The sequence below is a fragment of the Pseudonocardia humida genome, assembly GCF_023898865.1.
Taxonomy (GTDB): Bacteria; Actinomycetota; Actinomycetes; order Mycobacteriales; family Pseudonocardiaceae; genus Pseudonocardia; species Pseudonocardia humida.
The window spans coordinates 1-25,147 of record NZ_JAGSOV010000072.1 but is presented as its reverse complement, the minus strand read 5'-3'; the positions used below and the strand labels follow the sequence as shown (position 1 = coordinate 25,147).

Sequence of the window (25,147 nt, the reverse complement as noted above, 5' to 3'; positions counted from 1 at the left end):
TTCGCCTACGACCGCAACACCTACACGAACTCGCTGCTGCGCAAGGCCGGCATCGAGGTCATCACCATCGTCGGCGCCGAGCTGGGCCGGGGCCGGGGCGGCGGGCACTGCATGACCTGCCCGATCATCCGCGACGCGGTCGACTACTGAGCGGCCGGGGAACCGGGATGGCGATGACGCCCGGTCCGTCGACACCCGGGCCTGCCGGCCCGGTCGAGTGGATCGCGATCACCTTCGCCGGGGGCGCGCTCGACCAGCCGGGGGTCACGCAGGCCGGACTGCTGACCGGGGGCGAGTTCGCCCAGCAGAAGTCCCGGCTGCTCGGCAGCTGACACCGGGAGGGACGCCCATGCTGTCGACGGTCCCGGCCGCACCCGCGGCCGACCTGGCCGGGCTCGGCGTCGCCTCGCTGCTGGCGGGCATGCTGCTCTGCCTCATCGGGGTCCGGTCGCTGAAGCTGGTCGGCGCGTGCACGGGGTTCGGGCTCGGCTCGGGCCTGGCCGCCGCGCTCGGCGGCGGGGCGGTCGTCGCGTTCGTGGTGGGGGTCGGGGCGGCCGTCGGCGGGGTGCTGGCGGTGGCGCTGCTGGTCCGGACCGGCCTGTTCGTCGTGGGCGCGCTGGCCGGTGGCGTCATCGCCGCGGCCGGGTACCGCACGCTCCCGCAGGGAACGTCGTGGAATGCGGGCCTGGTCGTGCTGGTGGTCCTGGCCGTGGCCCTGCTCTGCGGGGCCGCGGTGCTGTACGTCCGGGGGCCGTTGTTGCGGGCGGTCAGTGCCCTCGCCGGGGCCGCGCTCGTCGTCCGCGGCGTCGTCGAAGCCGGACCGGCCTTCCTCGGGTTCCTCCGCAGCCCGGCGACCTGGGTGGAGAGCCTGGTCGCGCTGGCCGCGCTGCTGGCGCTCGCCTGGGCGGGGTTCACCACCCAGCGCGACCGGACCCGCACGCCCGGTCCGTGGCCCGCGGGCTGATCGCCCCGGTCGCCGCGGTCGGGGCGCCGCCGGAGGGGGTCTGCGGTCCGCGGACCCGGATCGTCTGCGCCTGGGTCTACGACCTGACCGGGGGAGACGCCACCGCCGCCGCGGTCGCGGACTGGCTGCTCGGCCGTCCGATCGCGATCGGCGGCGTGCTGCTGGCGGGGTGGGTCCTGCGCTGGTTCGTCCGCAGGCTCGTCGGCCGCGGCGTGAACCGCATCCTCGCCCAGGCCCCGGTCCTGCGCCGGGCCACCACGTCACCACCGCGGGCGGACGCGAACGGGCACCTGCCGTGGGACGAGGCGCGCCGCGCCGAACGCGCCCGCGCGGTCGCCACCGCGGTGTCCAGCACGCTGAGCGCCCTGGTGTGGGTCGTGACAGTGATCGCGGCCGCGGGCATCCTCGGCCTCGACGTCGGGCCGATCCTGGCCAGCGCGGGCCTGGCCGGGGTGGCGATCGCGTTCGGCGCCCAGAGCCTGATCCGCGACCTGCTGGCCGGGGTGTTCATCCTGCTGGAGGACCACTTCGCGATCGGCGACGAGGTCGACCTCGGCGAGGGGGTCGGCGTCGTCGAGCGGATGACCCTGCGCGAGACCGTCCTGCGCGACCTCGACGGCACCGTGTGGCACGTCCGCAACGGCGAGATCGACCGGGTCGGCAACCACTCGCAGGTCTGGTCCGCCGCGATGCTGGACATCACCGTCGCCCACGGCACCGACCTGGCCACGGCCCGCACCGTGCTGACCGCGGTCGCCACCGAGGTCGCCGCGACGGCACCGTTCGACCAGGAGGTGCTGGAGCCGCCGGAGGTGCTCGGCGTCGAGGCGCTGGGCGCCGACGGCGTCACGCTGCGGCTGCTGGTCAAGACCCTCGCCGGCCGCCAGTTCGGGCTCCAGCGGGCGCTGCTGGAGGGCATCGCCGAGTCGTTCCGGTCCCACGGCGTCGAGCTCGGCACCCGGGAGCTCGCGGTCCGGGTGCGGCGGACCGCCCCGGTGCCCCCCGCGGACTAGCCCGTCAGCGGCCGAGCCCCTCGAGCACCTCGACCACCAGCCGGGTCCCGCCGCTGGCCAGGATCGTCACCGCGATCGCGGTGACGGCGGCGTAGAGCAGGCCCGCGACCGACAGGCCCACGACGTCCAGGGTCGAGTCCGCCTCGGCGCGGAACGCGACGAAGAACGCGAACGTGGTGCCGCCGACGGCCAGCGGGAACGTGATCGGCACGAGCACGTACTTGCGCCACACGCCCGTCTCGGCCTGCGCGACGCTGGCCGCGCCCGGGGCGTCGACGGGCCGCTTCGGCAGCTCGGCCGGGTCCACCGTGGGGTGCTCGGCGGTGCCGCGCATGAGCGCCACGCCCTCGTAGCGCAGCGCGATCCCACCGGTGGTGGTGAGCGCCGCGGTGCTGACGCCCAGCAGTTCCAGGAGGGGCTCGCCGAGCCAGAGGGCGACCATGGCGAAGACCACCACGTTGACGAACAGCCCGATCGCCAGCCGCCGCTGGTCGCCGAGGCCGAGGCGGCCGACGACCGGGAAGTACGAGGGGAGCGCGGCGATCGGGCTGTAGAGCGCGAACAACGCCAGGAACAGCAGCAGCGGTTGCTCGAACAGGGTCCATCGCGGCCTCCGTCGTCCGTCGGATCGGGTTGCCGGGCACGTCACGCCGTCACCGGCGGGCAGGCAGGACAAGGGTCCGCGCGGCCGGCGCGGGCAGCCCCGTCCCCGGGGATGTGAAGGCCGCGATCCGGCCGGGTCCGTCGACGGGGCGGTCACACCGGCCGGGAGGCGAACAGGTCGAGCCCGAGGGCGCGGGACAGGAACTCCGCGACCACCCGGCCCCGCACGCTGTTGCCCGCGCCGTCCAGGGGCGGGGCGAACGTCCCGAGTGCCCCCTTGCCCGGCGCGACCGTGACCATCCCGCCGCCGATGCCGCTCTTGCCGGGCAGGCCGATGTCGTGCAGCCACTCGCCGGAGACCTCGTAGAGCCCGGCCGTGGTCATCGCCGCGAGCGCGGCCCGGCACGCCGCCGGCGGCACCACGAGCTCACCGGTGCGCGGCTGCACGCCGCCGTCGGCGAGGGTGGCGCCCATCAGGGCGATGTCGGTGGCGGTCACCGCGAGGCAGCTCTGGCGGGTGTAGAGCTCCACCGCCTCCTCCGGGTCGCACTCCAGCGCGCCGACGTCGTGCAACAGCCGACCGAGTGCCCGGTTGCGGTGGTTGCTCGCGGTGGCCGAGCGGTGCACGGCCTCGTCGAGCACGAGGTCGCGCCCGGCGAAGGCCGACAGCCCCTCCCGCAGTGCGCACCAGCGGGACTCGAACGTCGCCCCGCGGACGAGGCCGGTGGCCAGGATCGCGCCGGGGTTCACCATCGGGTTGGTCCGGCCCCCGGGTCCGCGCCGCACGGCCGCCGCCGAGTCGAAGGCCAGGCCCGTCGCGTTGGCGCCGATCCGCTCCACCGCCGCCGCGGTGCCGACCGCGCGGCAGGCGAGCGCGAACACGAACGGCTTGGCCACGCTCATGATCGTGAACGGCAGGCGGGCGTCACCGGCGGTGTAGACCTGCCCGTCGATCGAGGTCACGGCCACGCCGAGCAGGTCGGGGTGCGCCCGCGCCAGCGCCGGGTACACCGCCGACACGGTGCCGCCACCGACGCCGCGGGCCAGCCGCCAGGACTCGGCCACCATCGCGCGCACCGACGGCGCTGGGGGCAGCGAGCCGGTCGAGACGAAGACCGGGGCGCTCGCGGACTCGGGGATCACCGGCCCGTTGTAGTGGCCGCCGCGGCCGCGCGGATCCCCCGCGTGGGCCGAGGTCGCTGCGGCGGCGCCGGGTCCAGCACCCGCCCGGGCCCCCGCACGTCCCCCCGCGGACCGGTCGCCACCGTGGCCCGCCGGTCCGGCCCATGCCATCGAGGGCCCATCTCACCTCTCCTGGACGAGGCCCGGTGGCGGCGCCCCGACCAGCATCGGGGACCGGCGCCGACCGGGGTGCCCGGAGCGAGGAGCGAGCATGGGGACGCTGACCGTGTGGCGGTTCGACTCGGAGGAGGGCGCCGACAGGGCCGTCGGGACGCTCGAGGACCTGGCCCGCAAGCAGCTGATCACGGTCTACGACGCGGCCACGGTGTCCTGGCCGAAGGGGGCGAAGAAGCCCCGGACGCGCCAGCTGAACGACCTGGCGGCCTCGGGCGCGCTCGGTGGGGCCTTCTGGGGCCTGCTGTTCGGGCTGCTGTTCTTCGTGCCGCTGCTCGGTGTCGCGATCGGGGTGGCGGCGGGGGCGCTCACCGGCGCCCTCAGCGACGTCGGCATCGACGACGACTTCATCAAGCGGACCCGGGACGAGGTCACGCCGGGTACCTCGGCGCTGTTCGTGCTGACCTCCGGCGCGGTGCTGGACAAGGTCAGCGCGGCGTTCGAGGGCCAGGCCCCGCACCTGATGTTCACCAACCTGTCCACCGAGCAGGAGAAGACGCTGCGCGAGGCGTTCGCGGAGTAGACCGCGTGGACGCCTGGCCGCGAACGTGCGCGAGCCGCGTCGTGGATGACGCCCGGGTGCACCGCCTTCACTGCCGGTCGCCTGCGGTGTCCCGGCCGGTGCACGGACCGGTCGCGGCGGCGCGGGCGGCGAGAGCGGCGTAGGCGAGCACCTGCTCGACGTCGAGCGGCCGGCCCAGGAGCACGACGTGGTGGAAGACGGGGGCCGTGGCGGCGACGAGCACCGTCTGCCGGTCGGTGCCGGGAGCGGCCTCGCCGCGCTCGACGGCCCGGTCGACGACGACGGCGCAGCGGGCGTACCGGTCGTCCCAGAACGCCCGCAGGGCCGCGGCGGCCTGGGGCGAGCGGCCCGCCGCGGCGATGACGGCCGCGGTGACCGGGGGCTGCGCCACCAGTGCCGCGTGCACCTGCCGGTTCAGCTCGGCGAGGTCGCCGGCGAGCGTCCCGGTGTCGGGCGGGATCCAGCCGTCCTCACCCGCGTCGGCGAGGGCGTCGGCGAGCAGGCCACCGACGTCCGTCCAGCGCCGGTGGACCGTGGCCCGGTGCACGCCCGCGCGCGCGGCCACGGCGTCGACGGTCAGGGCGTCGATGCCGTGCTCGCCGAGCTCGGCGAGGGTGGCGTCGAGGACGGCCCGGCGCACCCGCGCGGTGCGGCCGCCGGGGCGCGGTCGGCCGGTCGCGCTCACCCGGACCGGCCGGTCCGGCCGCGCACGATGGACATCGTTCCCCCCGCTCGGTCAGTGCTGCTCGGTCAGGACACCGGCGTGCATCGTCCACCGGCGGGTGGTGGCGATGTCGGCGAGGAGCCGCTCGTCGTGCCCGGCCACCAGGAGCGCGCCCCGGTAGCCGGCCAGGGCGTCGACGAGGGCGTCGATGCTGGCCAGGTCCAGGTTGTTGGTGGGCTCGTCGAGCAGGAGCAGCTGCGGGGCCGGGTCGGCGAGCAGGAGCGCGGCCAGCGCGACGCGGAACCGCTCACCGCCCGACAGCGTCGACACCGGCCGGTCCACCGCGTCGCCGCGCACCAGGAACCTGGCCAAGCCCTCCCGCGCCACGTGCGGGTCGGCCCCCGACGCGCGGACGACGTCGAGCACGGTCCGCCGCGGGTCGATGTCCAGCCGCTGCGGCAGGTACCCGACCGGCACCGGTCCCACCGTGATCCCGCCGACCGACGCTCGCGCGTCCGCCGCCGCCGCGACCGCCCGGAGCAGCGTGGTCTTGCCCGAGCCGTTGGGGCCGGTCAGCGCGATCCGCTCGGGTCCGCGCACCACGAGCCCCGGGTCCGCCACCTCGAGCACCGTCCGCCGCGCCGGCACCGCGGTGGCGGGCAGGTCGACGCGGATGGGGCGGTCGTCGCGGACCGCGGCCTCGGCCGCGTCCAGGTGGGTGCGGGCGGCCACGACCCGATCGGCGTGCAGGTCGCGGTACTTGCCCGCCGACACCTGCGCGTCCCGCTTGCGCTGCTGCATGATGACCTTGGGCCGCCGCTTCCTGGCGTAGTCGGTGGCCGCGTACCGCTGGCGGCGCGCCAGCACGATCTGGGCCGCGGCCAGCTCGCGCCGCTGCCGGCGCAGGTCGGCCTCGGCCGCCCGGACCTGCCGCCGGGCCGCCTGCTGCTCCCGGTCGAGCGCGTCGGTGTACGCGCTGAACCCGCCGGTGAACGTGCGGATCACGCCGCCGCGCAGCTCGGCGATCCGGTCGACGTGCTCGAGCAGCTCGCGGTCGTGGCTGACGACGACGAGCGTGCCCGGCCAGTCGTCGACGGCGGCGGTCAGCAGGGCGCGGGCGTCGGCGTCCAGGTCGTTGGTGGGCTCGTCGAGCAGCGTGATCGCCGGCGGGTCGACAAGCAGCCCGACCAGCCGCGCGCGCACGGTCTCGCCGCCGGAGAGCCGCCCGACCGGTCTATCGAGGTCGTCGGGGAGCCCGAAGCGCCGCAGCAGCGTCACCGCGCGCTCCTCGACGTCCCAGTCGGCGCCGACCACGTCGAACAGCCGCGGCGAGGCGTCCCCGGCCTCGATCGCCGCCAGCGCCGAGCGGCGGGCGGTGATGCCGAGCAGGTCGGACACGGTGGCGCCGAGGTCGAGCGTGACGCCCTGGGCCAGCAGCCCCACGGGCGCGCCGACGCGGACGGTGCCCGCGGTCGGTGCCAGGGCCCCGGCCACCAGCGCCAGCAGCGTGGACTTGCCGGACCCGTTGTCGCCGACGAGCCCGGTGCGCCCGGGCTCGAACGTGACGTCGACGCCGTCGAGCACGGTGCTGCCGTCGGGCCAGGCGAAGGACAGGCCGTGGCAGACGATCGGATGGGTGGGCGCGGCGGACACGGGACCTCCGGCGGACGCGACGAACGGGGACGCGGGTGCCGGTCAGAGGTCCATGGCCGACACCCTACCACTAACGCGACTCCAGTCGCGTCTGTCCTGCCGCCGCCTGGCTGGACGGGAGCCCGCGCCCCTCCTGTCAGCGCGGGGACAGGGGGGTGAGGAACAGGCCCAGCAGGTGGTCGGGTGCCCCGGGCCCCTCGCTCTCGGCGGCGTAGCGGCTCAGCACCTCGCTGAGGTCGCGCTGCAGGTCCTTGGCCTTGTCGCGGGACAGCCGCAGGGGCGCCCAGTGGAACAGCACGGGGGGTGCCGCGTCGGCGAGCAGCGCGTCCGCCGACCAGCCCGGGTGATCGGGCACGAGGTCGAGCTCGACGGTGCCGCCGGGGCTGCGGTGCAGGCGCACGAGCCAGTCGCGCAGGCCGGAGCGGTCCGCGCCGGCGGCCAGCGCGTCCAGGAACGCCGTGCGGCCCGCGGCGTCGAGGATCTCGAACAGGCTGCGGGTGTCGGCCTCGGGGAGCAGGAGGACGGGGGCGCGGATCTCGGCGGCCGCCCGGTAGTAGGTCACCGCCCGCCCCCCGCGGGGTTGCGTGCGCGTGGCGGTGAGCAGGTCCTTTCCGGCGAGCGCCCGGACCCGGTAGGCCATCTGCTCGACCGCCACGCCGAGCTCCCGGGCGGCTTCGGCGGGGGCCAGCTCCCGGCCGACGAACGGTTCGAGGAAGCGGCGCTCCGCGGGCCGCACCAGCGCCTGCGCGGCAGCGGTCGTGCTGACCGTGGTCGTGCTGGTGGCGGCGGTGCTGGTGGCGGCGGCGCTCTCGGGGTCGGGCGGGCTACTGCAATCCGGCTCTGACACCTCCAGGAGGGTAGGCCCCACGCTGCCCGCCATGACCGCACCGCGGACCACCCCCCGATCCACGGCCGCCGCATGCGCCCCGCGCCCGACCCCGCTGTCCTGGCCGGTGGTCCTGGCGCTGCACCTGCTGCCCGGCGCTGCGCTGGTGTCCGTGTACGCGGTGGGTGGCCCGCTGCTCGCCGCGGCCGGCCTGCCGCCGGTCTGGGCTCTGCTCGGGGGTGTGCTGGTGGTGCTGGCCCCGATGGAGGCCGGGCTGCTGCGGGTGCTGCGCGGGCGCGACCGGGCGGCCGGTCGTGCGGTGCCCGCCCTGCTCTCCCTCGGCGGCCTCACCCGCCACGGCGCGATCGGCGCGGGTGTTGCGGTCCTGGCGGTCGCGCTGCTGCTGGCGGGGCTCGCCCTTCCCGTCGAGGACGCGCTGCGCGGGCTGCTCGACGGAGTCCTGCCCGGCTGGGCCACCGCCGGGCCCGGCGACCTCGCCGCGCATCCGCCCGCGGTGCGGGTGGTCACGCTGGTGCTGTGGCTGCTGGCGACCGTGGTCGTCGGTCCGCTGGTCGAGGAGGCGTGGTTCCGGGGGTACCTGCAGCCGCGGATCCCGGCCGCCCCGCTGCCCTCGGCGGTGATCGGGAGCCTGCTGTTCGCGGCGTACCACCTGTGGCAGCCCTACGCCGTGCCGACCGTGAGCGCCTTCGCGCTGCCGATCGCCCTGCTCGTGGCCCGCCGCGGGGCCACCGCCGTGGGCGCCGCGGTGCACGTGGTCGCGAACGCGATCGCGTTCGGCGGCCTGCTGGCCGGGCTCATCGTGCGGTGAGGGCGAGGACCGCGAGCGCGCCCGCATCGCGGGCCACCTCGACCTGGCGGGCGGCGGTCGCCGTGCAGGTCTCGAAGTCCCACGCGGCCGCGGCCGCCGCCGTGGCGAGCCGGCCCAGCGCAGGTCCTCCGTCCCGCCCATGAGCAGCAGCGCCCCGCCGGCCGACCGACGGGGCCTGGGGGGTCGCAGAAGGCCGGGACCTCGGTGAGCCCGGTGACCTCGCGGTCGGTCCACACGCCCGGCGGCTCGCGCAGGCGGGCACGGGCGGGATCGCCGGGTCGGAGCCGGTGGCCACCTCTCCCGGGCGCAGCAGGGTCTTCGACGGGATGCAGCCCCAGTAGGAGCACTCGCCACCGAGCAGTTCGCGCTCGACGACGGCGACGCGCAGGCCGCCCGCGGCGAGGGCCGCGGCGCAGTGCTCCCCGGGCGCCCCACCGCCGAGGACCACGACGTCGTAGTCGGTCGTCATCGCCGGGCCGCTTCCAGGAACGCCGACGCGTCGCGGTACGCCTGCTCCGGCGTCCGGCCCTGCCTGCGGGCCTCGATGAACGCCGCGTACCAGTCGGCCCGGTGGTGCTCGGGGGCCGTCGGCTCGTAGCGACCGTGCTGCTCCTCGGCCTCGCGCGGGAGCCCGGCCAGTGTCGTCGTGTCCACCGCGCCGTCCTCACTCACGGCCGGGCAGCCCGGTGGTGATCTCCTGCACGATCCAGCCGTCGCCGTCCGGGTCGTCGAACGACAGGAACGACGCGTAGGTCTGGCGGTCGGCGCTGGGACCGGGCTCCCGCCCGCTCGCACCCGCGGGCCGGAATCGCGCCCCCGACCGGGCCTCGTGGAAGACCTCGCCGACCTCGGCGCCGCGCTCCGCGAGCTCGGCCCGGGCGGCCTGGATGTCGTCGACGACGAGGTACCGGCCCCGCAGGGAACCGGGCGCCGCGGAGGTGACGCCGACGCCGAACTGGATCGAGCTCGCCGAGCCCGGCGGTGTCAGCTGCACGATGCGGAAGTCCTCGTCGGCGACGAAGTCCGCGTCCTCCCGCCAGCCCAGCGACTTGGAGAAATGCTCGGCCCGATCGACGTCGGAGACGGGTACGACGACGACCTCGAGTTCATGTCCACGGCCAGGACTCCTCGTCCTCGGGTGCGCCGGCGCTGATGTGCGCCGGTCCGACCACCCTGCCGGGGCGCAGGCTCCGTGGACCCGGGGAGAGTCCCTGGACCGGTACCCGGTATCTCGTGGTCGCGCGCCGCACCAGGGAGTCGGGCCGCACCACGTGGGCGGGCCGCCGCCAGCGGCATCCGGACGATCCGTCCGGAGCAGACCTATCGGGCGAGCGGTGGTGACGAGTACTCTGCTCGGTCTCGCGCGGGGCGAGGAGCGGCGTTCGTGGCGGTGTCCGGTCGGGCGCCCACCCGTCTGCGTGCGGTCCGGCGTCGGAGGAGGAGCGATGGCAGCCACAACGCGGGCGGAGGCGCCCGTCGCGATCGAGGGCGACGGGGTGGAGCTGCGCAGGCGCGACATCGGGGGCGGGATGAGCGTCGCCTTCGTGCACCTGCCCGCGGGGGCCGATCTGGCCCCGGCGCTGGTGGGGCTGCCCGGCGACCTCTGCCCGTGCCCGCACTGGGGCTACCTGCTCGGCGGCCGGGTGGAGATGCGCACGAAGGACGGTGCCGAGGTCTACGAGGCGGGTCAGGCGTTCTACTGGTCCCCGGGCCACGCGCCCAGGGCCCTGGAGGACACCGACTACGTCGACTTCTCACCGACGAGCGAGTTCGACGCGGTCATCGCCCACATCACCCGGGGGGCGGGTGCCGACGCCGGGTGATCAGGCGGTGACCGGCGCCTCCGCGTAGCCGTCGTCGATGCCGACGAACCGGACCCACGGGCCGTCGTGCGTGAGCGTCGGGCAGTGCCGGGCCAGTGCGGTCACCGCGGCCTCGGCGAGTGCGCGGGCGTGCCGCACACCGCCGCAGGTGTGGTAGCCCGAGCCCCAGCCGAGGTGCGCGGACGCGTCGCGGGTCGGGTCGAAGCGGTCCAGCGACGCGCGGTGCGGCCCGGGGAGGTCGCGGTTGGCCGCGGTCAACCACATCAGCACCTGCTCCCCGGGCTCGACGAGCACGTCCCCGAGGGTGAAGGCCTCCCGGGCGAACCGGGTGGCCTGCGGGAACGGGCTGCCCAGCCGGACGGCCTCCTCGACAGCGGCCCCCGCCCCGGCTGGGTCGGCCATCCCGGGCCACAGCCCGTGCTCGACGCTCAGCCCGGTCGCCAGCGTGATCGCCGTGGCGGTGGCCACGGCGCTGACCGAGAGCGCGTAGACGATCCCCCACGCCTCCCGTTCGGTGATCACCTGCCGATCCCGCAGGTCGCGGGCGGCCGCGGCGACGCCGCCGAGGCCCGGGCGGGCCATCAGCCCCCGGTAGTGCTCGTCCAGCTCGTCGGTGGTCGGGGGCGGCCACGTCGCGAACATCTCGCCCGCGGCCAGCTGGTCGCCGACGGCGAACCGGACGTCGGACTCCTCGACGCCGAGCCAGCCGGCCAGGTACTCCACGACGAGGGGCTCGGCGTAGTCCGCGTACACGTCGAAGGGCCGCCCGGCCAGCTGCGCGGCGTGCCGTCCGCAGGCGTCGCGGGCGTCGCGGTGCCGCTGCTCGACCGCCTCCGCGCCCATCCACGGGGCCATCGCCGAGCGCAGCGCCGCGTGCCGGCCGGGGCACCCGCCGATGGTCAGGCGGTCCGTCGCCCACACGAACGCGCTGACCGGGTGGACCCGCTGCCCCGGGCCGACCAGGTCGCTCACGTCCGAGGTCACCCTCCGCGAGTCGCGCAGCAGCGCGCGGACCGTGCGGTGGTCGTGGACGTGCACCGCGCCGTCCTCGCGGTGGGGGACGATCGTCGGGTCGTAGCTGCGCGCCGGCCGCGGCGCCGGGTTGCTGAGCACGGCCCACCTCCTCCCAGGGCGTCCCCACCCTAGGACCCGGTCGGTGGACCGGCCATCAGCGGCTACCCGAAGACCGCGACCATCGAGCGGGCGGCAACGCCCGAAGCGGTCGGACATCGGCCCCGCGACCGGTGGCCGACCGGCCCCGGGGTGAGCGGATCGGCCGGGTGAGAGCCGGGTGCGGGGCGCGGCCGGGGTGCACACTGTCGGCCGATGCTCGCGAGCTCGATGGAGGTGCGATGACCGCTGCGACGACGCCGCAGGTGCCGTCGTTGTGGGCGCCGCTGCGGGTCAAGGCGTTCCGGGCGATGTGGTTCGCGCAGCTGGGCAGCATGCTGGGCACCTGGATGCAGACCGTCGGCGCGCAGTGGGTGCTCGTCCAGACGCCCGACTCGACGGCACTGGTCGCGCTGGTCCAGGTGGCGGCGACGGTGCCCATGCTGCTGCTGGCGCTGCCCGCGGGCGCGCTCGCCGACATCATGGACCGCCGCCGCCTGCTCATCGGGGTGCAGCTGTTCCAGCTGGTCGTGGGCTCGGCGCTCAGCGCGCTGACCGCACTCGATCTGATGCCGCCCGCTCTGCTGCTGACGTTCACGTTCCTGCTCGGTTCGTGCCTGGCGCTGACGCTGCCGGCGTACCAGGCGTCGGTGCAGGACCTGGTGCCGCGCGAGCAGGTCCGGATGGTCGCCACGCTGGGCGGGGTCGCGGTGAACGGGGCCCGCGCGGTGGGCCCGGCGCTGGCCGGGCTGCTGCTCGCGCAGGTCGGCGCGTCCGTCGTGTTCGCCGTGACGGCCGTGGCCGCACTCGTCTTCGTCATGGTGCTGGTGTCCACCCGCCAGTCGACCGCCGCGGCGACGCTGCCGCCCGAACGGTTCGCCAGCGCGCTGCGGGCGGGTGGGCGCTACGTGCGCAACTCGCCGGTGGTGCGTCGGATGCTGCTGCGGGTGTTCCTGTTCGTGCTGCCGGGCGCGGTGATCTGGGCGCTGCTGCCGGTCGTGGCCGACCAGCTGCTCCAGTCGGGATCGACGGGGTTCGGGCTGCTGCTGGGCAGCCTCGGGTTCGGCGCGGTGCTGGGCGCGGCGGTGCTGCCGCGGGTGGCCGCGCGCCTGTCGGCCAACCAGGTGCTGGTTCTCTCGGCGGTGCTGTTCGCCGGCTCCTTGGTGGCCTGCGTGACGGTGCCGAGCCTGCCCGTGCTGGTGGTGCTGCTGGTCCCGGCGGGCGCGGCGTGGCTGTTCGTGCTGATGGGGATCACCGGGGCGCTGCAGGTGTTCCTGCCGGGCTGGGTGCGCGCCCGCGGCCTGTCGACGTTCAACGTCGTGTTCGCCGGGTCGCAGGCCGCGGGGTCGTTGGTGTGGGGGCTGACGGCCCAGTGGACCGGACTGGTCCCGACCTTCATCGCCGCGGCGGTGGTGATGCTGGCCGGGGCGGCGACCGTGCGGATCCGGCCGCTGCCCGACGTCGGGCACTGGAACCGCGCCGCGGTCGAGTACTGGCCCGAGCCCGCGCTGACCTACGAGCCGGACCCGCGGGAGGGGCCGGTGCTGGTGACCGTGCGCTACGTGGTGGCGCCCGAGCGGGAGGCGGAGTTCCGGGCGGCGATGGAGTCGGTCCGGCTCAGCCGCCTGCGGACCGGGGCGACGAGCTGCGCGCTCTACCGCGACGGCGCCGACCCGTCGGTGTTCCTGCTGGTGCAGCTCTACCCGACGTGGGAGGAGCACCTGCGCCAGCACACCGACCGGCTCACCGCCACCGACCAGGAGCGGGAGGAGCGGGCCAACGCCCTGGCCGTGGAGGAGCCCACCGGCACGCACTACTTCCCGGCCGACCCCCACCACCACCCCGACCGCTGACCCCTGCGCCGGGCACCGCCTCGGCCACTCCGGCGGCGGCGTCGACCCGGCTATCCGGTCGCGTCGCCGAACGCCGCCGCGTCGGCGCACCACAGCTGCGGCGAGGCCGGGTCGGGACCGGCGAGGAGGTACACCGACCCGCCCACCCGCACGGCGGCGGACACCGCTCCGGTGGGCCCTTCGACGGGCCGCACCGCTGTCCCGCTCCCGTCGCCGGTGACGACCTTCAGCCGGCCGCCGTCGGAGACGAACTGCTCCCACCCCTGCCCGCTCGGCAGCGGTGCGGGAAGCGGGTCGTCGTCGCCGACCCCGATCGGGGGCACGCCGGGGACCCGCGTCCAGGTGCCCGCGGTGGAGCGCCAGAGCGCCACCTCACCGTCGACGCGCCCGACGACGAGGCAGGTGCCCTCGGAGCATCGCGCCGCGACCGCCGTCCCCGCGCTCCCGGAGTCGGGCAGCGCGGTCCTGGTCCAGCCCTCGCCCCCGGCGTCGGAGCGCCAGACGACCGGCTGCTGGCCGTCCTCGGGGCCCAGCGCGTACTGCCAGCCGACCACCAGGATCCCCGGGCCGGAGCCGGTGGCGGCGGTGGGGAAGCCCAGCAGGTCCCCGGTGCTGGCCAGCGGGGTGCCCGTCGGGTCGTGGCGGGTCCAGGTGTCGTCGACGGCGGTCCAGAGCGCCACGTCGAGCCCGGCTCCGGTGCTCTGCCAGGTGCCGACCAGCGCAGGCCCGGACGGGGTCAGGGCGGCGCCCACGAGGTCGCCGGCCCCCCAGCCGCCGAACGTGCTGAACGCCTGGGCCTGCTCGCTGATCCCGGCGGGCCCGCCGGACCAGACGCTCCACCGGACGTTGCCGTGCGCCCCGCCGCGGTCGCCACCGATGCCCAGGACCCGCTCGCCGTCGGTGACCAGTGAGTACCAGGCGGCGGTGCGGCCGTACGGGCTCGCCGGTCGGGTGGGGATCTCGGTGACCCGGCCGTCCTGCGCCCGGCGCAGCACGCCGGGCAGGGTGGGCCCGTCGTCGCGGCGCACGCCGATCAGCAGGTCGTCGCCGGCCGCCGCGAGCACCTGCGGCCGCGCCCCGCCGGGCAGCTCGACCGCGACGAACCGGATCGGCTCGGGCTCGGCGGGGACCCGCCCGCAGCCGGCGGCGGCGCACAGCACCAGCGCGGCCGCGACGAGCGCCGCCCACCGTCGGGTCATCTCGGCTCCCTCCGCCCCCGGGAGCACCGACGGTCTCATGAGGACCCCCGGGGGAGGCAGGGGTGGCGCGGGTGTCCGTGCCGGTTCTGCACCTTGTAGCGGCGCGCGGCCGTGCGACGGAACCGCATTCGTCCTGGTCTTCCCGTCGGCGCTGCTGCGAGATCAGCGGTGGCCGACTTCCGGGGGGCAGATCGGCCTCGGCGCCGCGATGCACCTGCTCGGGTAGCTGATGCTCGTGTCGCGCCGGTACGACGGCGCCGAGTACTGGCGCCGGGCCGCCGCCGACGCCGGGGAGACCGACGCCGGCGACGGCCGGGCGATGTACAGCATCGGCGTGCTGCGGGCGCGCCGGGGGACCACGGCGAGGCCGATGCCTGGTACCGCCGGGCGGTGGCCGCGGGGTACCGCCCGCCGGGCTGGCCCCGGCCGCGGTGGGACCGGTGCGCCCGTGGGCAGCGCGGGTGTGCGCGTACCGGTGTCTTCCACGGGCGCGACGGTGGTGCTCCACTTCGAGGAGGCCCGCCGGTGAGGCGGTACCCGTCCCGGTGCGACGCTACGGACCGCCGACGATCTCGGCGACGACGCGCCGGGTGACGGGCGCCCCGCCGGGCGCGGCCCGCAGGACGGGACCGGCGATCGCGTCGAGCTCCAGCACGGCGCCGGCCAGCGCGTCCTTCAGCATCGAGGACCGCATGCCAGCGGGCAGGCCCGCCAGCCGACCCGCGACCGCGCGGGGGTCGACCGCGGCGCCGCCCGCGGCCGCGGCGGCGGCGGTCTCGTCGACCAGCGCGGCGAGCAGGTCGGGATCGGCCTCCCGGGCCGGGCCCAGCGCCGCGCGGGCCCGGGTGGTGAGCAGCGCGAAGGGGGCCAGGAAGGACAGCTTGCGCCAGAGCAGGGTGGCCTCGTCGGGTGCGGAGGTGTCGACGTCGAGGCCCGCGCCGCGCAGCAGGTCGGCCGGCACGACGGCGGCCGCGGGGTGGCCGGTGGCGACCGCGTAGTCGGCGAACGGCGACACGTGCTCGATCACCCCGGGACCCACCCGCGTCGCCTCGACCGCCACCGTCATCGGGACGACCGCGGACCGCGGGAACCACGCGCGCAGCAGCGGCACGTGGTCGATCCCGTTGAGCAGGGGGACGACCACGGCGCCCTCCACCAGCGACGCCGGCACCCGGCCCAGCGCGGCGAGCAGGTCGGGCGCCTTGACCGCCACGACGAGGACGTCGACGGGTGCGGTGAGCCAGGGCCGGGCCGGGACCGCGACCCGCCGCTCGCCGAACCGGGCGCTGCGCAGGGTCAGCCCCTCGACGTTGATCGCCGTGCTGGTGCGGTCCGAGGCCAGCAGGACGACGTCGTGGCCGGCCCCGGCGAGCAGGACGCCGAGCATGCCGCCCACCGCGCCGACCCCGAGGATCGCGACCCTGCGCGGGGCAGCGTGCTCCGCCCCCGGTCCGGCCATCAGCCGACCCGTCCGGCGGCGGCGATCGAGGCCGTCCAGGCGTCGTTCACGCGTACTGGGTGCATGATCACATCGTGCACCGTCCAGCGCTCGCAGCGGGTCGGCGAGGCGCACTGCTCGGCGTCGAAGCGGGCCAGGATGTCGGCGAGCCGTCGCCGCCGGCGCAGGAGGGAAGCCGCGGGATCCACGATCGGTCCCTCGGCGCGCGGCACCGGGGTGCCGTCGTATCGCGGGGTGAGCAGCACGGCACCGGACCGTACCCCGTGCCGGGGGCCGCGCAGTGGCCGCTCGTCGCACCGCTGCCGGTACGCCGGACGGCGGTGCGCTGATCGCGCCGGCTCCCTAGCCTGTGCCGGAGCGGTGCCATGTCGAGAGATCTTCGGGGTCTGGGCCTGCGCGGCCGGCACCGCGAGTGCGAGTGCTCGATCGCGTGGTGTCGGACGCGCGCGCGGGACGCCTCGCCGTCCTGGTGCTGCACGGCGAGGCGGGGGTCGGCAAGACCGCCCTGCTGGGACACCTGCTGGAGCGCGCGACGGGCCGCCGCCCGCGTCGTGGAACACCTTGCCGACGCCGGGACCGCGGCCGACGAGCTCCTCGCGGGCCGCCTCGACGTCGCCCACAGTGAGCGGCAAGGCCACTGTCGCGCTTCCGCGGGCCCGTCGCGCCCGCGGGACCCACGGGTCAGCGCTCCCCGGTGGCCGGGGGGTCGAGGAGGCGGCGCACCCCGGCCCGCGCGAGCAGCAGGACGACGATCAGCGCGGTCACCGGGACGAAGCCGCCGAGGCTGACGCGGGCTCCGAAGACGAGGTCGACGGCCTGCAGGACGAGGAACTTGCTGCCGAGGAGCACCCCCCACAGCACGAGCCCGGCTCCGACCTTGCCGACCGCGCTCGCCGCGGCCCGGAACCGGGCCTTCGCCCGGTCCTTCACCACCAGGACGACGTCGAGGACCACCTTGAGCAGGACGGCGGTCAGCAGCGTCAGCGTTTACGTCTCGCTGAGCACCTGCGGCAGGTACTCGACGAACAGGTTCAGCACCACGACGTAGACGAAGACGTCGACGACCGACGCGCTGAGCCGCGTCCCCCGAGCCGGCGGCGGGTCCTGGCCGGACGCGGCGTCGCCCCCGGCGCTGCGGGGGACCGGCGCGCCCCGCACGCGCCGGTGCGGTCCTGGCTCCCGTGCCCCCATGTGCGACCGGCCTCCTCCCGGAGCGCCGGTGCGCTCCCGCGTGGCGGACTGTCCCGCACGGGGCGACGCCCGCGCGTCCTCCGCGGCGGATGAGAACCCACCAGGGCGTGCTGCGCGGTCCACCGCGGTCGGTCGCGCCGCGTGCTCAGTCCGCCGCGGCCGGCACGGCCCGCGGACCGAAGGTCTGCCGGTAGCGGGTGGGCGGCACGCCGTAGGTGCCGGTGAACCGCATCCGCAGGTTGGTGGCCGTGCCCAGGCCGACCCTGCGGGCGATGGCGTGCACGGTCAGGTCGGTGGACTCGAGCAGCTCGGCCGCGGTGTCCAGGCGCAGGCGCTGCAGCCAGGCCTGCGGCGACCGGCCGGTCAGGTCGTGGAACTGGCGGTTCAGGGTGCGCGCGCTGATCCCCGCGTGGTCGGCCATGCCCGTCACCGTGGCGTCGGCGATGTTGCGCCGCGCCCAGTCCAGGACGTCGCGGCGGGGCTGCGCGGCGGGGCCCGCGGCGGGCCGGGAGTACTGGGCCTGGCCGCCGTCGCGGTGCGGCGGGGTGACGGTGCGGCGGGCGACCTCGTTCGCGACGGCCGCCCCGAGGTCCCGGCGGACCAGTTCGAGGCACATGTCCAGGCCGGCCGCGCTGCCCGCGGAGGTCCACACGTCGTCGCAGACGTAGAGGACCGCCGGGTCCACGGTGACGGCGGGGTGGCGGCGGGCGAGCTCGTCGGCGTGCATCCAGTGGGTGGTGGCGCGGCGCCCGTCGAGCAGGCCGGCCTCGGCGAGCACGAAGCTGCCCGAGCAGATGGCCGCGATCCGGGCCCCGCGCTGGTGCGCCGCGCGGAGCGCGCCGAGCAGCGCCTCGGGGGCCCGGCCGTGGATCTGCGCGCAGGCCGGGACGATCACGGTGTCGGCGCCGCGCAGGGCGGGCAGGCCCGCGCCGCCGGGGACGCTGATGCCGTGCTCGATCCGGGTGTCGGCCCCGTCGACGCCGACGATGGCGAACTCGTACCAGTCCGGGGTGATGTCGCTGCGGTCGGTGCCGAAGACCTGCGCCGCGATGGCCAGTTCGAACAGCGGGACCCCGGGGGAGGCCACGAGCACGACGCGGTGGCGCCGTCGGACGTCCGATTCCTTGCGCACGGGGGCGATTCTGCCACCTACGGCGGCCGGGGCCCGCGCACCAGGCTCGCGGTGGTGAACACGAAGCAGCCCGCCCGCCTCGTCCGCCACATCGGTCTCGGGCACGGGGTCGCCCTCTACGTCAGCGCCGTGCTCGGGGCCGGAGTGCTGGTGCTGCCCGGTCAGGTCGCCTCGATGGCCGGGCCGGCGTCCCTGCTGTCCTGGGTCTTCGCCTGCGTGATGGGCGTCCCGCTGGCCTGGATGTTCGCCGCGCTCGCCCGCCGCCACCCCGACGCCGGGGGAGTGGCCACCTACGTCGGGCGGGCGTTCGGGCCCGCGGTCGGCGGCCTCACCGGCTGGCTGTACTTCGCGGCCGGGTCCGTCGGCCAGACGGTGGTGCCGCTGACCGGCGGCTACTACGTCGCCGACGCCCTGGGCCTCGGGCCGGGCGGGGCGTTCGCCGTCGCGGGCGCCATCCTCGCCGCCGCGGTCGCCGCCAACCTGGCCGGGGCGAGGGTCAGCAGCCGCGCCCAGGTCGTGCTGGCCACCGGCGTCGCCACCGCGCTGGTGGTGGCGATCCTCGCCGCGGCGCCGCGGATGTCGGTGGACCGGTTGACGCCGTTCGCCCCGCACGGGTTCGCGGCGGTCGGGGCGGGGGTCATCGTGCTCTTCTTCGCGTTCGCCGGCTGGGAGGCCGTCGGGCACCTGGCGGGCGAGTTCCGCGACCCGGACCGCGACCTGCCCCGGGCCGTGGCCGCGACCGTGGCGATCGTGACCGTCCTGCACCTCGGGGTGGCGGCCGCGGTCGTGCTCACCGGGACCTACGGGAGCGAGCGGGTCGACCACGTCGCGATCGGGCTGCTGCTGCGGGGCGCGCTGGGCGGGGCGGCCGCCCCGGTCGCGGCGGTCGTCGCCGTCGTCATCAGCCTGGGCACGACCAGCGCCTTCATCGCCGGCGTCTCCCGGCTCGGCCTCAGCCTCGCCGAGCAGGGCTGGCTGCCCCGCCCGGTCGCCCGGATCCACCGCACCGGCGTGCCGGTCGGCGGCATCGTCGCCGTCGGGCTCGTGGCCGCCGGTGGGCTGGCGCTGGCGGCCGCGCTGGGCTGGGGCACCGAGACGCTCGTGGTCACGCCGTCGACGCTCGTCGTCGCCGTGTACCTGCTCGCCGCCGCCGCGGGCGCGCGCCTGCTGCGCGGCGCACCGCGCTTCTGCGCCGTCGCCACGATCGTGCTCACCGCGCTGGTGGTGCCGACGGCGGCCGAGAACGTGCTGATCCCGGTGGTGGTCGTGGTGCTCGCGGTGGCGTGCCGCTGGGTCGTGGCGCGCGCGGCGACGGACCGGGTCTGATCGTCGAAGGTCGGCCTTGCCCTGCGATGAGTGCTGCGATATTTTGCATATCGCACCGAGTGGACGGCTCGCCCGGCCGGGAGCGGCACGCCGGCGGCGCCGACGGCGCGGCCGCGTCCTGCTCGATCCGCACTCTCATCCGCGCTCTCCGCAGGGAGGAACCGCCATGGGCCGCATCACGGTCGGCACCGAGAACAGCACCGACATCGAGATCTACTACGAGGACCACGGGGCCGGGCAGCCGGTGGTGCTGATCCACGGCTACCCCCTCGACGGGCACAGCTGGGAGCTGCAGGCGCGCGAGCTGCTGGCGGCCGGCTACCGGGTCATCACCTACGACCGGCGCGGGTTCGGCCGGTCGAGCAAGGTCGCCGTCGGCTACGACTACGACACCTTCGCCGCCGACCTGCACCAGCTGCTCGTCCACCTGGACCTGCGCGACGTGGTCCTGGTCGGGTTCTCGATGGGCACCGGCGAGCTCGCGCGCTACGTGCGCAACCACGGCCACGAGCGGATCGCCAAGCTCGCGTTCCTGGCGTCGGTCGAACCGTTCCTGGTGCGGACCGACGACAACCCCGGCGGGCTGCCGCGGGAGAACTTCGAGGCCAGCATCGCGGCCGCGCGCGCCGACCGGTACGCCTTCTTCACCCAGTTCTACAAGGACTTCTACAACCTCGACGAGACGCTGGGCACGCGCGTCAGCGAGGACGTCGTGCGGGCGAACTGGAACACCGCGTCCACCTCCGCCCCGACCGCGGCCTGGGCGGTCATACCCGCCTGGATCGAGGACTTCCGCCCGGACGTCGCGGCCGTGCGCGCCTCGGGCAAGCCGGCGTTGATCGTGCACGGGACGAAGGACAACCTGCTCCCGATCGAGGTGACGGGGCGCCCGTTCCACGCGGCCTTCCCGGAGGCCGACTACGTGGAGATCGACGGCGCGCCGCACGGTCTGCTGTGGACCCACGCCGACGAGGTCAACGACCTGCTCACCCGGTTCGTCGCGAAGTAGGGGCGGCGCCGGCCGGGGGCGCGTGGCGCGGGGCGGCTCAGCCGGCGGGTGCGTACGGGTCGAGGGCCAGCCAGTTGCGCCGGATCTCCACGGCGGCCGCCTCGGCGTCGCCGGCCTCGGCGAGGGCGATCACCCGGGCGTGCTGCGCGACCGAGTCCCGTCCGCCCACCGACCCGAACCGGATGCGTTCGACGCGGCGGAGCACCGGCGTGTACTGGTCGAGCACCGCCCGCATCGCCGCGTTCCCGGCCCGGTCGACCGGAACCCGGTGGAACGCGTCGTCGGCCGCGATCGCGGCGACGACGTCGCCGGTGCGCAGGGCGGCGGCGAAGGCGTCGTTCGCCGCCCGCATGGCGGCCAGGTCCGACCCGGTCAGCAGCGGCACCGCGGTGCGCACCGCGAGCTCGTTCATCGCGGCGGTCACCGCCTGGGCATCGGCCACGGTGCGGGGGTCGATCGGGCTCACGATCGTGTAGCGCCCGGGCTTGGTCTCCACCAGGCCCGCGGCCTCGAGCCGGGCCAGCGCCTCCCGGATCGGGGTCCGGCTGACCCCGAGCCAGCTGCTCAGCTCGCCGTCGAGGAGGCGCTCGCCGGGCTGGAGGGTGCCGTCGATGATCGCGTCGCGGATGCGCACGAACACGCTGTCGCGCAGCAGCCGGCGCCCTTCGGACGCGCCCGCGACGGGAACAGGCATACCCCATCATGCACCGCCGACCCGGCCGCGAGGGCGCCGACCCGCTCACCACCAGCCACGATCCCCGCCGAGGCGCACCCGACCGCGATGCGCCACCCACGAAACGAGGAACCATGCCCCTTGCCGACTTCGACCGGTACCCGCTCACGTTCGGCCCGAGTCCGGTCCACCCGCTGGAGCGGCTGAGCCGCCACCTGGGCGGGCCGCGGATCTGGGCCAAGCGCGAGGACTGCAACTCCGGGCTCGCTTACGGCGGCAACAAGACCCGCAAGCTGGAGTACATCGTCCCCGACGCCATCGCCCAGGGCGCCGACACGCTCGTCTCCATCGGTGGCTACCAGTCGAACCACACCCGTCAGGTCGCCGCCGTCGCCGCCAGGCTGGGGATGAAGGCGCGGCTGGTGCAGGAGCGCTGGGTCGACTGGCCCGACGTCGTCAACGACAAGGTCGGCAACATCCTGCTGTCCCGGATCATGGGCGCCGACGTGCGCCTCGACCCGGCCGGGTTCGGCATCGGGATCAAGGACTCGTGGGAGACCGCGCTCGAGGAGGTCCGCGCCTCCGGAGGGGTGCCCTACGGCATCCCCGCCGGCGCCTCGGAGCACCGCCTCGGCGGCCTCGGGTTCGCCGGCTGGGCGGACGAGGTGGCGCGCCAGGAGCGGGAGCTGGGGGTCTTCTTCGACACCGTCGTCGTCTGCACCGTCACCGGCTCGACGCACGCCGGCATGATCGCCGGCTTCGCCGGGCAGGACCGCCCGCGCCGCGTGCTCGGCATCGACGCCTCCGCGACGATCGACCAGACCCGGGAGCAGGTCGCGCGCATCGCCCGGCACACCGCGGACCTCATCGGCCTGGACCGCCCGCTGCGCGACGACGAGATCACGGTGCTCGAGGGCTGGGCGGGCGAGCGCTACGGCATCCCGGTCGCCTCCACGATCGAGGCGATCCGGCTGACCGGGCGGCTCGAAGGGATGATCATCGACCCGGTCTACGAGGGCAAGTCGATGGCCGGGCTCATCGACCTGGTCACCACGGGGGAGATCCCGCCGGACTCCACCGTCCTGTACGCGCACCTCGGCGGGCAACCGGCGCTCAACGCCTACGCCGGAGCGTTCGGCTGACCGGGGAACGGGTCCGGGCCGGCGCGCGGGTGCGCGCCGGCCCGGACGGTCGTGCGGCCTGGTCCCAGGTGGTCGGGCGGTCAGCACCACCCCGGCTCGGCGGAGCCGAGGTCGACGGCGAGCGCGGGCACCAGGCCCTCCATCGGGCCCCACGTGTCGTCCTCGAAGCGCACCGACAGCCAGTCGCCGGTGGCGTAGCAGGCGGAGAGGGGGGCGCGGTCGACCGTGTAGGTGAGCGCCGTGTCGCCGCGCCGCAGGTCACCCGGGTCCAGCACCGGCTCCCGGCACCCGAACGAGCCGAAGTAGCAGGGGTAGTCGTCGAGGGCGTTCCTGGGCAGCACCGGCACGCCCCCTCGGCTGAAGGTCCCGCGGACCTCGTCGCCGAACAGCGTGGGCACGGCTGACGCCGTGGCTGGGGCCGCGGGCTGCGCGCGGCCGGATTCGGCGGCCGCCGGCGCCGCCGTGGTGAGCAGGAGCGTGGCCGCCACGGCGCCGATCGTCGCCCACAGCTGTGCACGTCGCATTGTGTGTCTCCCCGAAGAAAGCGGCACCTCCCCAGGTGCCCGCTCCAGACGCGGCGGGTGTTGCGCAGATCCCCGATTCGCCGCGGAGCCGCTTTTCCGCAGCGGCATCTTCCCGGAATCACGGCGGCCGGGCCTCGCCGGGTTCATTCCCGGGTCGGCGCGGCGTCTTTGCGACAGCCTGGGCCCGAAGTCGAACGATGACCCGTTTTCGCACGTCAGGGGCGCGATGTGGGCAAGTGGCCCCACGGGCGTCGTGGAGGGTGTTAACCTCCTTGGGGGCCGCGTGAGGACATTTTCGGCACATCGGAGCCGTGTGGCAGCAAAGTAGTCGCGCATTCGTGCGCCATCGTTCCGGACCGCATTGATTCGACCTCGGACGTCGTCGGAGTGTGGTATCGGCGGCCGTCGCCCGGACCCCCGGCGGGTGCCTGAGTCCGTCCGGCGGGGCACCGGTGGGGTCGGGCTCGGCCTCGCCGGCCTCGCCGACGGCTCGCGTCCGGAGGTCGAGGCCGACCTGCGGCTGCGGGTGACGACCGAGCGCGGCGAGTGCACCTCGGCGCACCTCACCGGCCGCGGCCGGGAGCTGCGGGTGGACGTCGAGCGGCCGGCGGTGCTGCTGGCCGCGGTCGACCGGCGCGACGTCGGCCAGGTCGCCGACCTGCTGGCCGCGTCCGGGGTCACGGTGCGCGTGGTGGGACCGGACGGGCCGGCGGCGACCGTCGGCGCGGGCGCGTCCAGCCGGCTCGGCCGGGTGGTGACCGGCAGCCGCAACGTCGCGCCGGTGCCGCGGGCCGCGGCCTCGCTGGCGCTGAGCACCCCGGCGGCCCGCCGGGGGCTCGGGCTGCTGGTGCTCGCGGTGCCGGCCGCGGTGCTGCGCCGCCGACGCTGACCGGTCAGACGTGCGCCAGAGCGCGCACGAGCCGCTCGATGTCGTCGTCGGTGGTGTGCAGGTGGGGGGCGATGCGCAGGGACCGGCCGCGGACGGAGGCGAAGCAGTTCGCGGCGGTCAGCGCGGGCAGGACGGCCTCGCGGCGGTCGTCGGGCACGGCCAGACCGAGCATGTGCGGCCCGCGGTCGGCCTGACCGGCCGCGGCGAGGCCGAGCTCGGCGGCGCGGGCGCCGATGGTCGCGGTGACAGCGGCCAGCTCGGCGGCGACGTGCCCGACGCCCCACGCGGTGATCTGCTCCAGGGCGGCGACGGCCATCGGGACCAGCTCGAACCCGGTGCGCTGGCCGACGTCGAAGCGGCGCGCGCCGGGCTGGTACTCGTCGCGGTAGTCCACGAGGCGGGCGAAGTCGCGCGATCCGGCCCGGTTGATCCAGTTCTGCTCCACCGGATCGCCGCCGCGGTGCTCCGGGGCCACGTAGAGGTAGCCGAGCCCGAAGGGGCCGAGCAGCCACTTGTAGCCGACGCCGACCACGAAGTCGGGGCGGAGCTCGCCGACGTCGAAGGGCATGGCGCCGATGGACTGGCTGCCGTCGACGACGAGCCGGGCTCCGACGGCACGGGCGCGAGCGGCGACGGCCGGCAGGTCGACCAGCGACCCGTCGGTCCAGTGCACGTTGGGCACGCTCGCCACGGCGACGTCCTCGTCGAGGGCGTCGAGGACGGCGTCGGTCCACGTCCGATCGGGCGCCCGCTCGACCGTGACGACCCGGGCGCCGGTGGCGCGGGCGGCCGCCCGCCAGGTGTAGACGCCGGAGGGGTACTCCTGGGCGAGCACCAGGATGCGGTCGCCGGGGCCGAGCGCGGTGTTGCGGGCGGCGACCGCGAAGCCGTAGCTGGTCGCCGGGACCACGGCGATCGCGTCGCTGTCGGCGCCGATGAGGGCGGCGAACAGCCCGCGCAGCCGTTCGACGTCGGTGAACCAGTCGTCGGGGCCGATCGTCCACGGCTGCCCGCGGCGGCGCAGCGCGGCCTCGCCCGCCTCCCGCACGCGGTGCAGGTGCGGTGAGAGGTTCGCGGTGTTGAAGTAGGCGATCCCGGCCGGGACGTCGAAGAGTGCCCGCGCCGAGCCCGGTGCGCGGCGATCACCGAGGGCCGGATCGGCGGCGGGTGCGCCCGCGGTGCTGCTGGGGTGTCGGTCCACGTCGGCAGCATGCCCGCCGGGCGGCGCGGGCGCCCTCGTGCTCGGAAAGCACATGCGGCTTCTGCTTCGCGGATCGCAAGTGCGTCGCCGATGGAGGCGGGGGGGGGGGGGGGGCGGCGCCCCCCCCCCGCGCCGCGCCCCCCCCCCCCCCCCCCCCCCCCCCGCGGGGCCCGGGGGGGGCGCGG

Annotated in this window: 30 protein-coding genes and 1 pseudogene; 13 read left to right on the top strand and 18 right to left on the bottom strand. The window is 76.1% G+C overall.

Translation table 11 applies throughout. From position 1 onward, the window contains the following. The 4 genes from KDL28_RS33210 to KDL28_RS41800 all read left to right on the top strand — a co-directional run. Positions 1 to 150 (top strand): arginine deiminase family protein (locus KDL28_RS33210; protein WP_252444985.1); only part of this gene is annotated, 150 nt, incomplete at its 5' end. Between the two features lie 17 nt (positions 151 to 167). Beyond that, positions 168 to 332, top strand: a complete 165-nt coding sequence (locus KDL28_RS33205) for a hypothetical protein (RefSeq protein ID WP_252444983.1) — start codon at positions 168 to 170, stop codon at positions 330 to 332. Positions 333 to 349: 17 nt separating this feature from the next. Beyond that, positions 350 to 964 carry a hypothetical protein gene (locus KDL28_RS33200; RefSeq protein ID WP_252444982.1) on the top strand — a complete coding sequence of 205 codons (615 nt, stop codon included), beginning with the start codon at positions 350 to 352 and terminating at the stop codon, positions 962 to 964. After that, complete coding sequence (locus tag KDL28_RS41800) at positions 949 to 1,977, top strand: mechanosensitive ion channel family protein (protein WP_252444980.1); 1,029 nt, start codon at positions 949 to 951, stop codon at positions 1,975 to 1,977. The genes KDL28_RS33200 and KDL28_RS41800 overlap by 16 nt, the downstream gene beginning before the upstream one ends. 4 nt (positions 1,978 to 1,981) lie before the next feature. Here KDL28_RS41800 and KDL28_RS33190 read toward each other — a convergent pair whose 3' ends face one another. Together KDL28_RS33190 and glsA are read right to left on the bottom strand one after the other, a co-directional pair. Beyond that, positions 1,982 to 2,626: a MarC family protein gene (locus KDL28_RS33190; protein WP_252444979.1), complete on the bottom strand. Its 645-nt coding sequence runs from the start codon at positions 2,624 to 2,626 to the stop codon at positions 1,982 to 1,984. A 107-nt stretch (positions 2,627 to 2,733) separates the two neighbouring features. Then, positions 2,734 to 3,723, bottom strand: coding sequence for a glutaminase A (glsA, locus tag KDL28_RS33185; RefSeq protein WP_252444977.1), 990 nt, complete (start codon positions 3,721 to 3,723; stop codon positions 2,734 to 2,736). 250 nt (positions 3,724 to 3,973) lie between these two features. Here glsA and KDL28_RS33180 point away from each other — a divergent pair, with 250 nt between their 5' ends. Then, positions 3,974 to 4,459, top strand: coding sequence for a DUF1269 domain-containing protein (locus KDL28_RS33180; RefSeq protein ID WP_252444975.1), 486 nt, complete (start codon positions 3,974 to 3,976; stop codon positions 4,457 to 4,459). 67 nt (positions 4,460 to 4,526) lie between these two features. On the opposite strand, the gene KDL28_RS33175 is transcribed toward KDL28_RS33180, so the two are convergent. The 3 genes from KDL28_RS33175 to KDL28_RS33165 all read right to left on the bottom strand — a co-directional run bounded on the left by KDL28_RS33175 (position 4,527) and on the right by KDL28_RS33165 (position 7,623). After that, positions 4,527 to 5,144, bottom strand: coding sequence for a TetR/AcrR family transcriptional regulator (locus KDL28_RS33175; RefSeq protein WP_252444973.1), 618 nt, complete (start codon positions 5,142 to 5,144; stop codon positions 4,527 to 4,529). 51 nt (positions 5,145 to 5,195) lie between these two features. Further along, the gene (locus KDL28_RS33170; RefSeq protein ID WP_252444971.1) at positions 5,196 to 6,776 is read right to left on the bottom strand and encodes an ATP-binding cassette domain-containing protein; all 1,581 of its coding nucleotides are present in this window, start codon (positions 6,774 to 6,776) and stop codon (positions 5,196 to 5,198) included. 136 nt (positions 6,777 to 6,912) lie between these two features. After that, positions 6,913 to 7,623, bottom strand: coding sequence for a hypothetical protein (locus KDL28_RS33165; RefSeq protein WP_252444969.1), 711 nt, complete (start codon positions 7,621 to 7,623; stop codon positions 6,913 to 6,915). Positions 7,624 to 7,654: 31 nt separating this feature from the next. Here KDL28_RS33165 and KDL28_RS33160 point away from each other — a divergent pair, with 31 nt between their 5' ends. Then, positions 7,655 to 8,431, top strand: coding sequence for a CPBP family intramembrane glutamic endopeptidase (locus KDL28_RS33160; protein WP_252444967.1), 777 nt, complete (start codon positions 7,655 to 7,657; stop codon positions 8,429 to 8,431). 194 nt (positions 8,432 to 8,625) lie between these two features. Here the strand turns inward: KDL28_RS33160 and KDL28_RS41795 are convergent. The 3 genes and pseudogenes from KDL28_RS41795 to KDL28_RS33145 all read right to left on the bottom strand — a co-directional run. Beyond that, positions 8,626 to 8,900 (bottom strand): annotated as a pseudogene (locus KDL28_RS41795) (FAD-dependent oxidoreductase); the annotation flags it as partial. Further along, entirely contained in the window at positions 8,897 to 9,085 is a 189-nt protein-coding gene (locus KDL28_RS33150) for a hypothetical protein (RefSeq protein ID WP_252444965.1), read from the bottom strand. The gene KDL28_RS33150 and the pseudogene KDL28_RS41795, both read right to left, overlap by 4 nt. A gap of 10 nt (positions 9,086 to 9,095) precedes the next feature. Continuing rightward, positions 9,096 to 9,425 (bottom strand): VOC family protein, encoded by a 330-nt coding sequence (locus KDL28_RS33145; protein WP_252444963.1) that lies wholly within the window; start codon positions 9,423 to 9,425, stop codon positions 9,096 to 9,098. Positions 9,426 to 9,876: 451 nt separating this feature from the next. On the opposite strand from KDL28_RS33145, the gene KDL28_RS33140 reads away from it, so the two are divergent. Next, entirely contained in the window at positions 9,877 to 10,254 is a 378-nt protein-coding gene (locus tag KDL28_RS33140) for a cupin domain-containing protein (protein WP_252444961.1), read from the top strand. Here KDL28_RS33140 and KDL28_RS41790 read toward each other — a convergent pair whose 3' ends face one another. Then, positions 10,255 to 11,367, bottom strand: a complete 1,113-nt coding sequence (locus KDL28_RS41790) for a cytochrome P450 (RefSeq protein ID WP_252444959.1) — start codon at positions 11,365 to 11,367, stop codon at positions 10,255 to 10,257. 239 nt (positions 11,368 to 11,606) lie between these two features. Here KDL28_RS41790 and KDL28_RS33130 point away from each other — a divergent pair, with 239 nt between their 5' ends. After that, complete coding sequence (locus KDL28_RS33130) at positions 11,607 to 13,217, top strand: MFS transporter (protein WP_252444957.1); 1,611 nt, start codon at positions 11,607 to 11,609, stop codon at positions 13,215 to 13,217. Positions 13,218 to 13,267: 50 nt separating this feature from the next. On the opposite strand, the gene KDL28_RS33125 is transcribed toward KDL28_RS33130, so the two are convergent. From KDL28_RS33125 to KDL28_RS33115, 3 genes are all read right to left on the bottom strand, one after another. After that, positions 13,268 to 14,416, bottom strand: coding sequence for a sialidase family protein (locus KDL28_RS33125; protein ID WP_252444955.1), 1,149 nt, complete (start codon positions 14,414 to 14,416; stop codon positions 13,268 to 13,270). A gap of 553 nt (positions 14,417 to 14,969) precedes the next feature. Next, positions 14,970 to 15,875, bottom strand: a complete 906-nt coding sequence (locus KDL28_RS33120) for a ketopantoate reductase family protein (protein ID WP_252444953.1) — start codon at positions 15,873 to 15,875, stop codon at positions 14,970 to 14,972. Continuing rightward, a complete protein-coding gene (locus tag KDL28_RS33115; protein ID WP_252444951.1) occupies positions 15,875 to 16,120 on the bottom strand; it encodes a maleylpyruvate isomerase N-terminal domain-containing protein in 246 nt (81 codons plus the stop codon). The genes KDL28_RS33120 and KDL28_RS33115 overlap by 1 nt, the downstream gene beginning before the upstream one ends. A 104-nt stretch (positions 16,121 to 16,224) precedes the next feature. Between KDL28_RS33115 and KDL28_RS42285 the strand changes: the two genes are divergently transcribed. Then, the gene (locus KDL28_RS42285) at positions 16,225 to 16,500 is read left to right on the top strand and encodes an ATP-binding protein (RefSeq protein ID WP_372497144.1); all 276 of its coding nucleotides are present in this window, start codon (positions 16,225 to 16,227) and stop codon (positions 16,498 to 16,500) included. Between the two features lie 56 nt (positions 16,501 to 16,556). On the opposite strand, the gene KDL28_RS33110 is transcribed toward KDL28_RS42285, so the two are convergent. From KDL28_RS33110 to KDL28_RS33100, 3 genes are all read right to left on the bottom strand, one after another. Next, positions 16,557 to 16,829: a hypothetical protein gene (locus KDL28_RS33110; RefSeq protein WP_252444949.1), complete on the bottom strand. Its 273-nt coding sequence runs from the start codon at positions 16,827 to 16,829 to the stop codon at positions 16,557 to 16,559. 33 nt (positions 16,830 to 16,862) lie between these two features. After that, the gene (locus tag KDL28_RS33105; protein ID WP_252444947.1) at positions 16,863 to 17,066 is read right to left on the bottom strand and encodes a hypothetical protein; all 204 of its coding nucleotides are present in this window, start codon (positions 17,064 to 17,066) and stop codon (positions 16,863 to 16,865) included. Between the two features lie 145 nt (positions 17,067 to 17,211). After that, complete coding sequence (locus tag KDL28_RS33100) at positions 17,212 to 18,198, bottom strand: GlxA family transcriptional regulator (protein ID WP_252444945.1); 987 nt, start codon at positions 18,196 to 18,198, stop codon at positions 17,212 to 17,214. A 54-nt stretch (positions 18,199 to 18,252) separates the two neighbouring features. On the opposite strand from KDL28_RS33100, the gene KDL28_RS33095 reads away from it, so the two are divergent. Then, entirely contained in the window at positions 18,253 to 19,524 is a 1,272-nt protein-coding gene (locus KDL28_RS33095; protein ID WP_252444943.1) for an APC family permease, read from the top strand. A gap of 166 nt (positions 19,525 to 19,690) precedes the next feature. Next, positions 19,691 to 20,533, top strand: a complete 843-nt coding sequence (locus KDL28_RS33090; protein WP_252444941.1) for an alpha/beta fold hydrolase — start codon at positions 19,691 to 19,693, stop codon at positions 20,531 to 20,533. Positions 20,534 to 20,570: 37 nt separating this feature from the next. On the opposite strand, the gene KDL28_RS33085 is transcribed toward KDL28_RS33090, so the two are convergent. Then, entirely contained in the window at positions 20,571 to 21,227 is a 657-nt protein-coding gene (locus KDL28_RS33085) for a GntR family transcriptional regulator (RefSeq protein ID WP_252444939.1), read from the bottom strand. A gap of 113 nt (positions 21,228 to 21,340) precedes the next feature. On the opposite strand from KDL28_RS33085, the gene KDL28_RS33080 reads away from it, so the two are divergent. Continuing rightward, complete coding sequence (locus tag KDL28_RS33080; RefSeq protein WP_252444937.1) at positions 21,341 to 22,348, top strand: 1-aminocyclopropane-1-carboxylate deaminase; 1,008 nt, start codon at positions 21,341 to 21,343, stop codon at positions 22,346 to 22,348. Between the two features lie 80 nt (positions 22,349 to 22,428). On the opposite strand, the gene KDL28_RS33075 is transcribed toward KDL28_RS33080, so the two are convergent. Beyond that, on the bottom strand, positions 22,429 to 22,872 hold the full coding sequence (locus tag KDL28_RS33075; RefSeq protein ID WP_252444935.1) for a hypothetical protein: 444 nt from the start codon (positions 22,870 to 22,872) through the stop codon (positions 22,429 to 22,431). Positions 22,873 to 23,296: 424 nt separating this feature from the next. On the opposite strand from KDL28_RS33075, the gene KDL28_RS33070 reads away from it, so the two are divergent. Next, complete coding sequence (locus tag KDL28_RS33070; RefSeq protein ID WP_252444933.1) at positions 23,297 to 23,761, top strand: hypothetical protein; 465 nt, start codon at positions 23,297 to 23,299, stop codon at positions 23,759 to 23,761. A gap of 4 nt (positions 23,762 to 23,765) precedes the next feature. Here KDL28_RS33070 and KDL28_RS33065 read toward each other — a convergent pair whose 3' ends face one another. Continuing rightward, a complete protein-coding gene (locus tag KDL28_RS33065) occupies positions 23,766 to 24,962 on the bottom strand; it encodes an aminotransferase class V-fold PLP-dependent enzyme (protein WP_252444931.1) in 1,197 nt (398 codons plus the stop codon). Between the last annotated feature and the right edge of the window lie 185 nt (positions 24,963 to 25,147).

What these genes read in the sequence shown, in the direction of transcription:
- KDL28_RS33205 (WP_252444983.1), top strand. Translation starts at nt 168, where the DNA reads ATGGCGATGACGCCCGGTCCGTCGACACCCGGGCCTGCCGGCCCGGTC.
- KDL28_RS33200 (WP_252444982.1), top strand. Translation starts at nt 350, where the DNA reads ATGCTGTCGACGGTCCCGGCCGCACCCGCGGCCGACCTGGCCGGGCTC.
- KDL28_RS33075 (WP_252444935.1), bottom strand. Translation starts at nt 22,872, where the DNA reads ATGCGACGTGCACAGCTGTGGGCGACGATCGGCGCCGTGGCGGCCACG.
- KDL28_RS33130 (WP_252444957.1), top strand. Translation starts at nt 11,607, where the DNA reads ATGACCGCTGCGACGACGCCGCAGGTGCCGTCGTTGTGGGCGCCGCTG.
- KDL28_RS33140 (WP_252444961.1), top strand. Translation starts at nt 9,877, where the DNA reads ATGGCAGCCACAACGCGGGCGGAGGCGCCCGTCGCGATCGAGGGCGAC.
- KDL28_RS33160 (WP_252444967.1), top strand. Translation starts at nt 7,655, where the DNA reads ATGACCGCACCGCGGACCACCCCCCGATCCACGGCCGCCGCATGCGCC.
- KDL28_RS33125 (WP_252444955.1), bottom strand. Translation starts at nt 14,416, where the DNA reads ATGACCCGACGGTGGGCGGCGCTCGTCGCGGCCGCGCTGGTGCTGTGC.
- KDL28_RS33085 (WP_252444939.1), bottom strand. Translation starts at nt 21,227, where the DNA reads ATGCCTGTTCCCGTCGCGGGCGCGTCCGAAGGGCGCCGGCTGCTGCGC.
- KDL28_RS33080 (WP_252444937.1), top strand. Translation starts at nt 21,341, where the DNA reads ATGCCCCTTGCCGACTTCGACCGGTACCCGCTCACGTTCGGCCCGAGT.
- KDL28_RS33105 (WP_252444947.1), bottom strand. Translation starts at nt 17,066, where the DNA reads ATGGGGGCACGGGAGCCAGGACCGCACCGGCGCGTGCGGGGCGCGCCG.
- KDL28_RS33090 (WP_252444941.1), top strand. Translation starts at nt 19,691, where the DNA reads ATGGGCCGCATCACGGTCGGCACCGAGAACAGCACCGACATCGAGATC.
- KDL28_RS33180 (WP_252444975.1), top strand. Translation starts at nt 3,974, where the DNA reads ATGGGGACGCTGACCGTGTGGCGGTTCGACTCGGAGGAGGGCGCCGAC.
- KDL28_RS33120 (WP_252444953.1), bottom strand. Translation starts at nt 15,875, where the DNA reads ATGGCCGGACCGGGGGCGGAGCACGCTGCCCCGCGCAGGGTCGCGATC.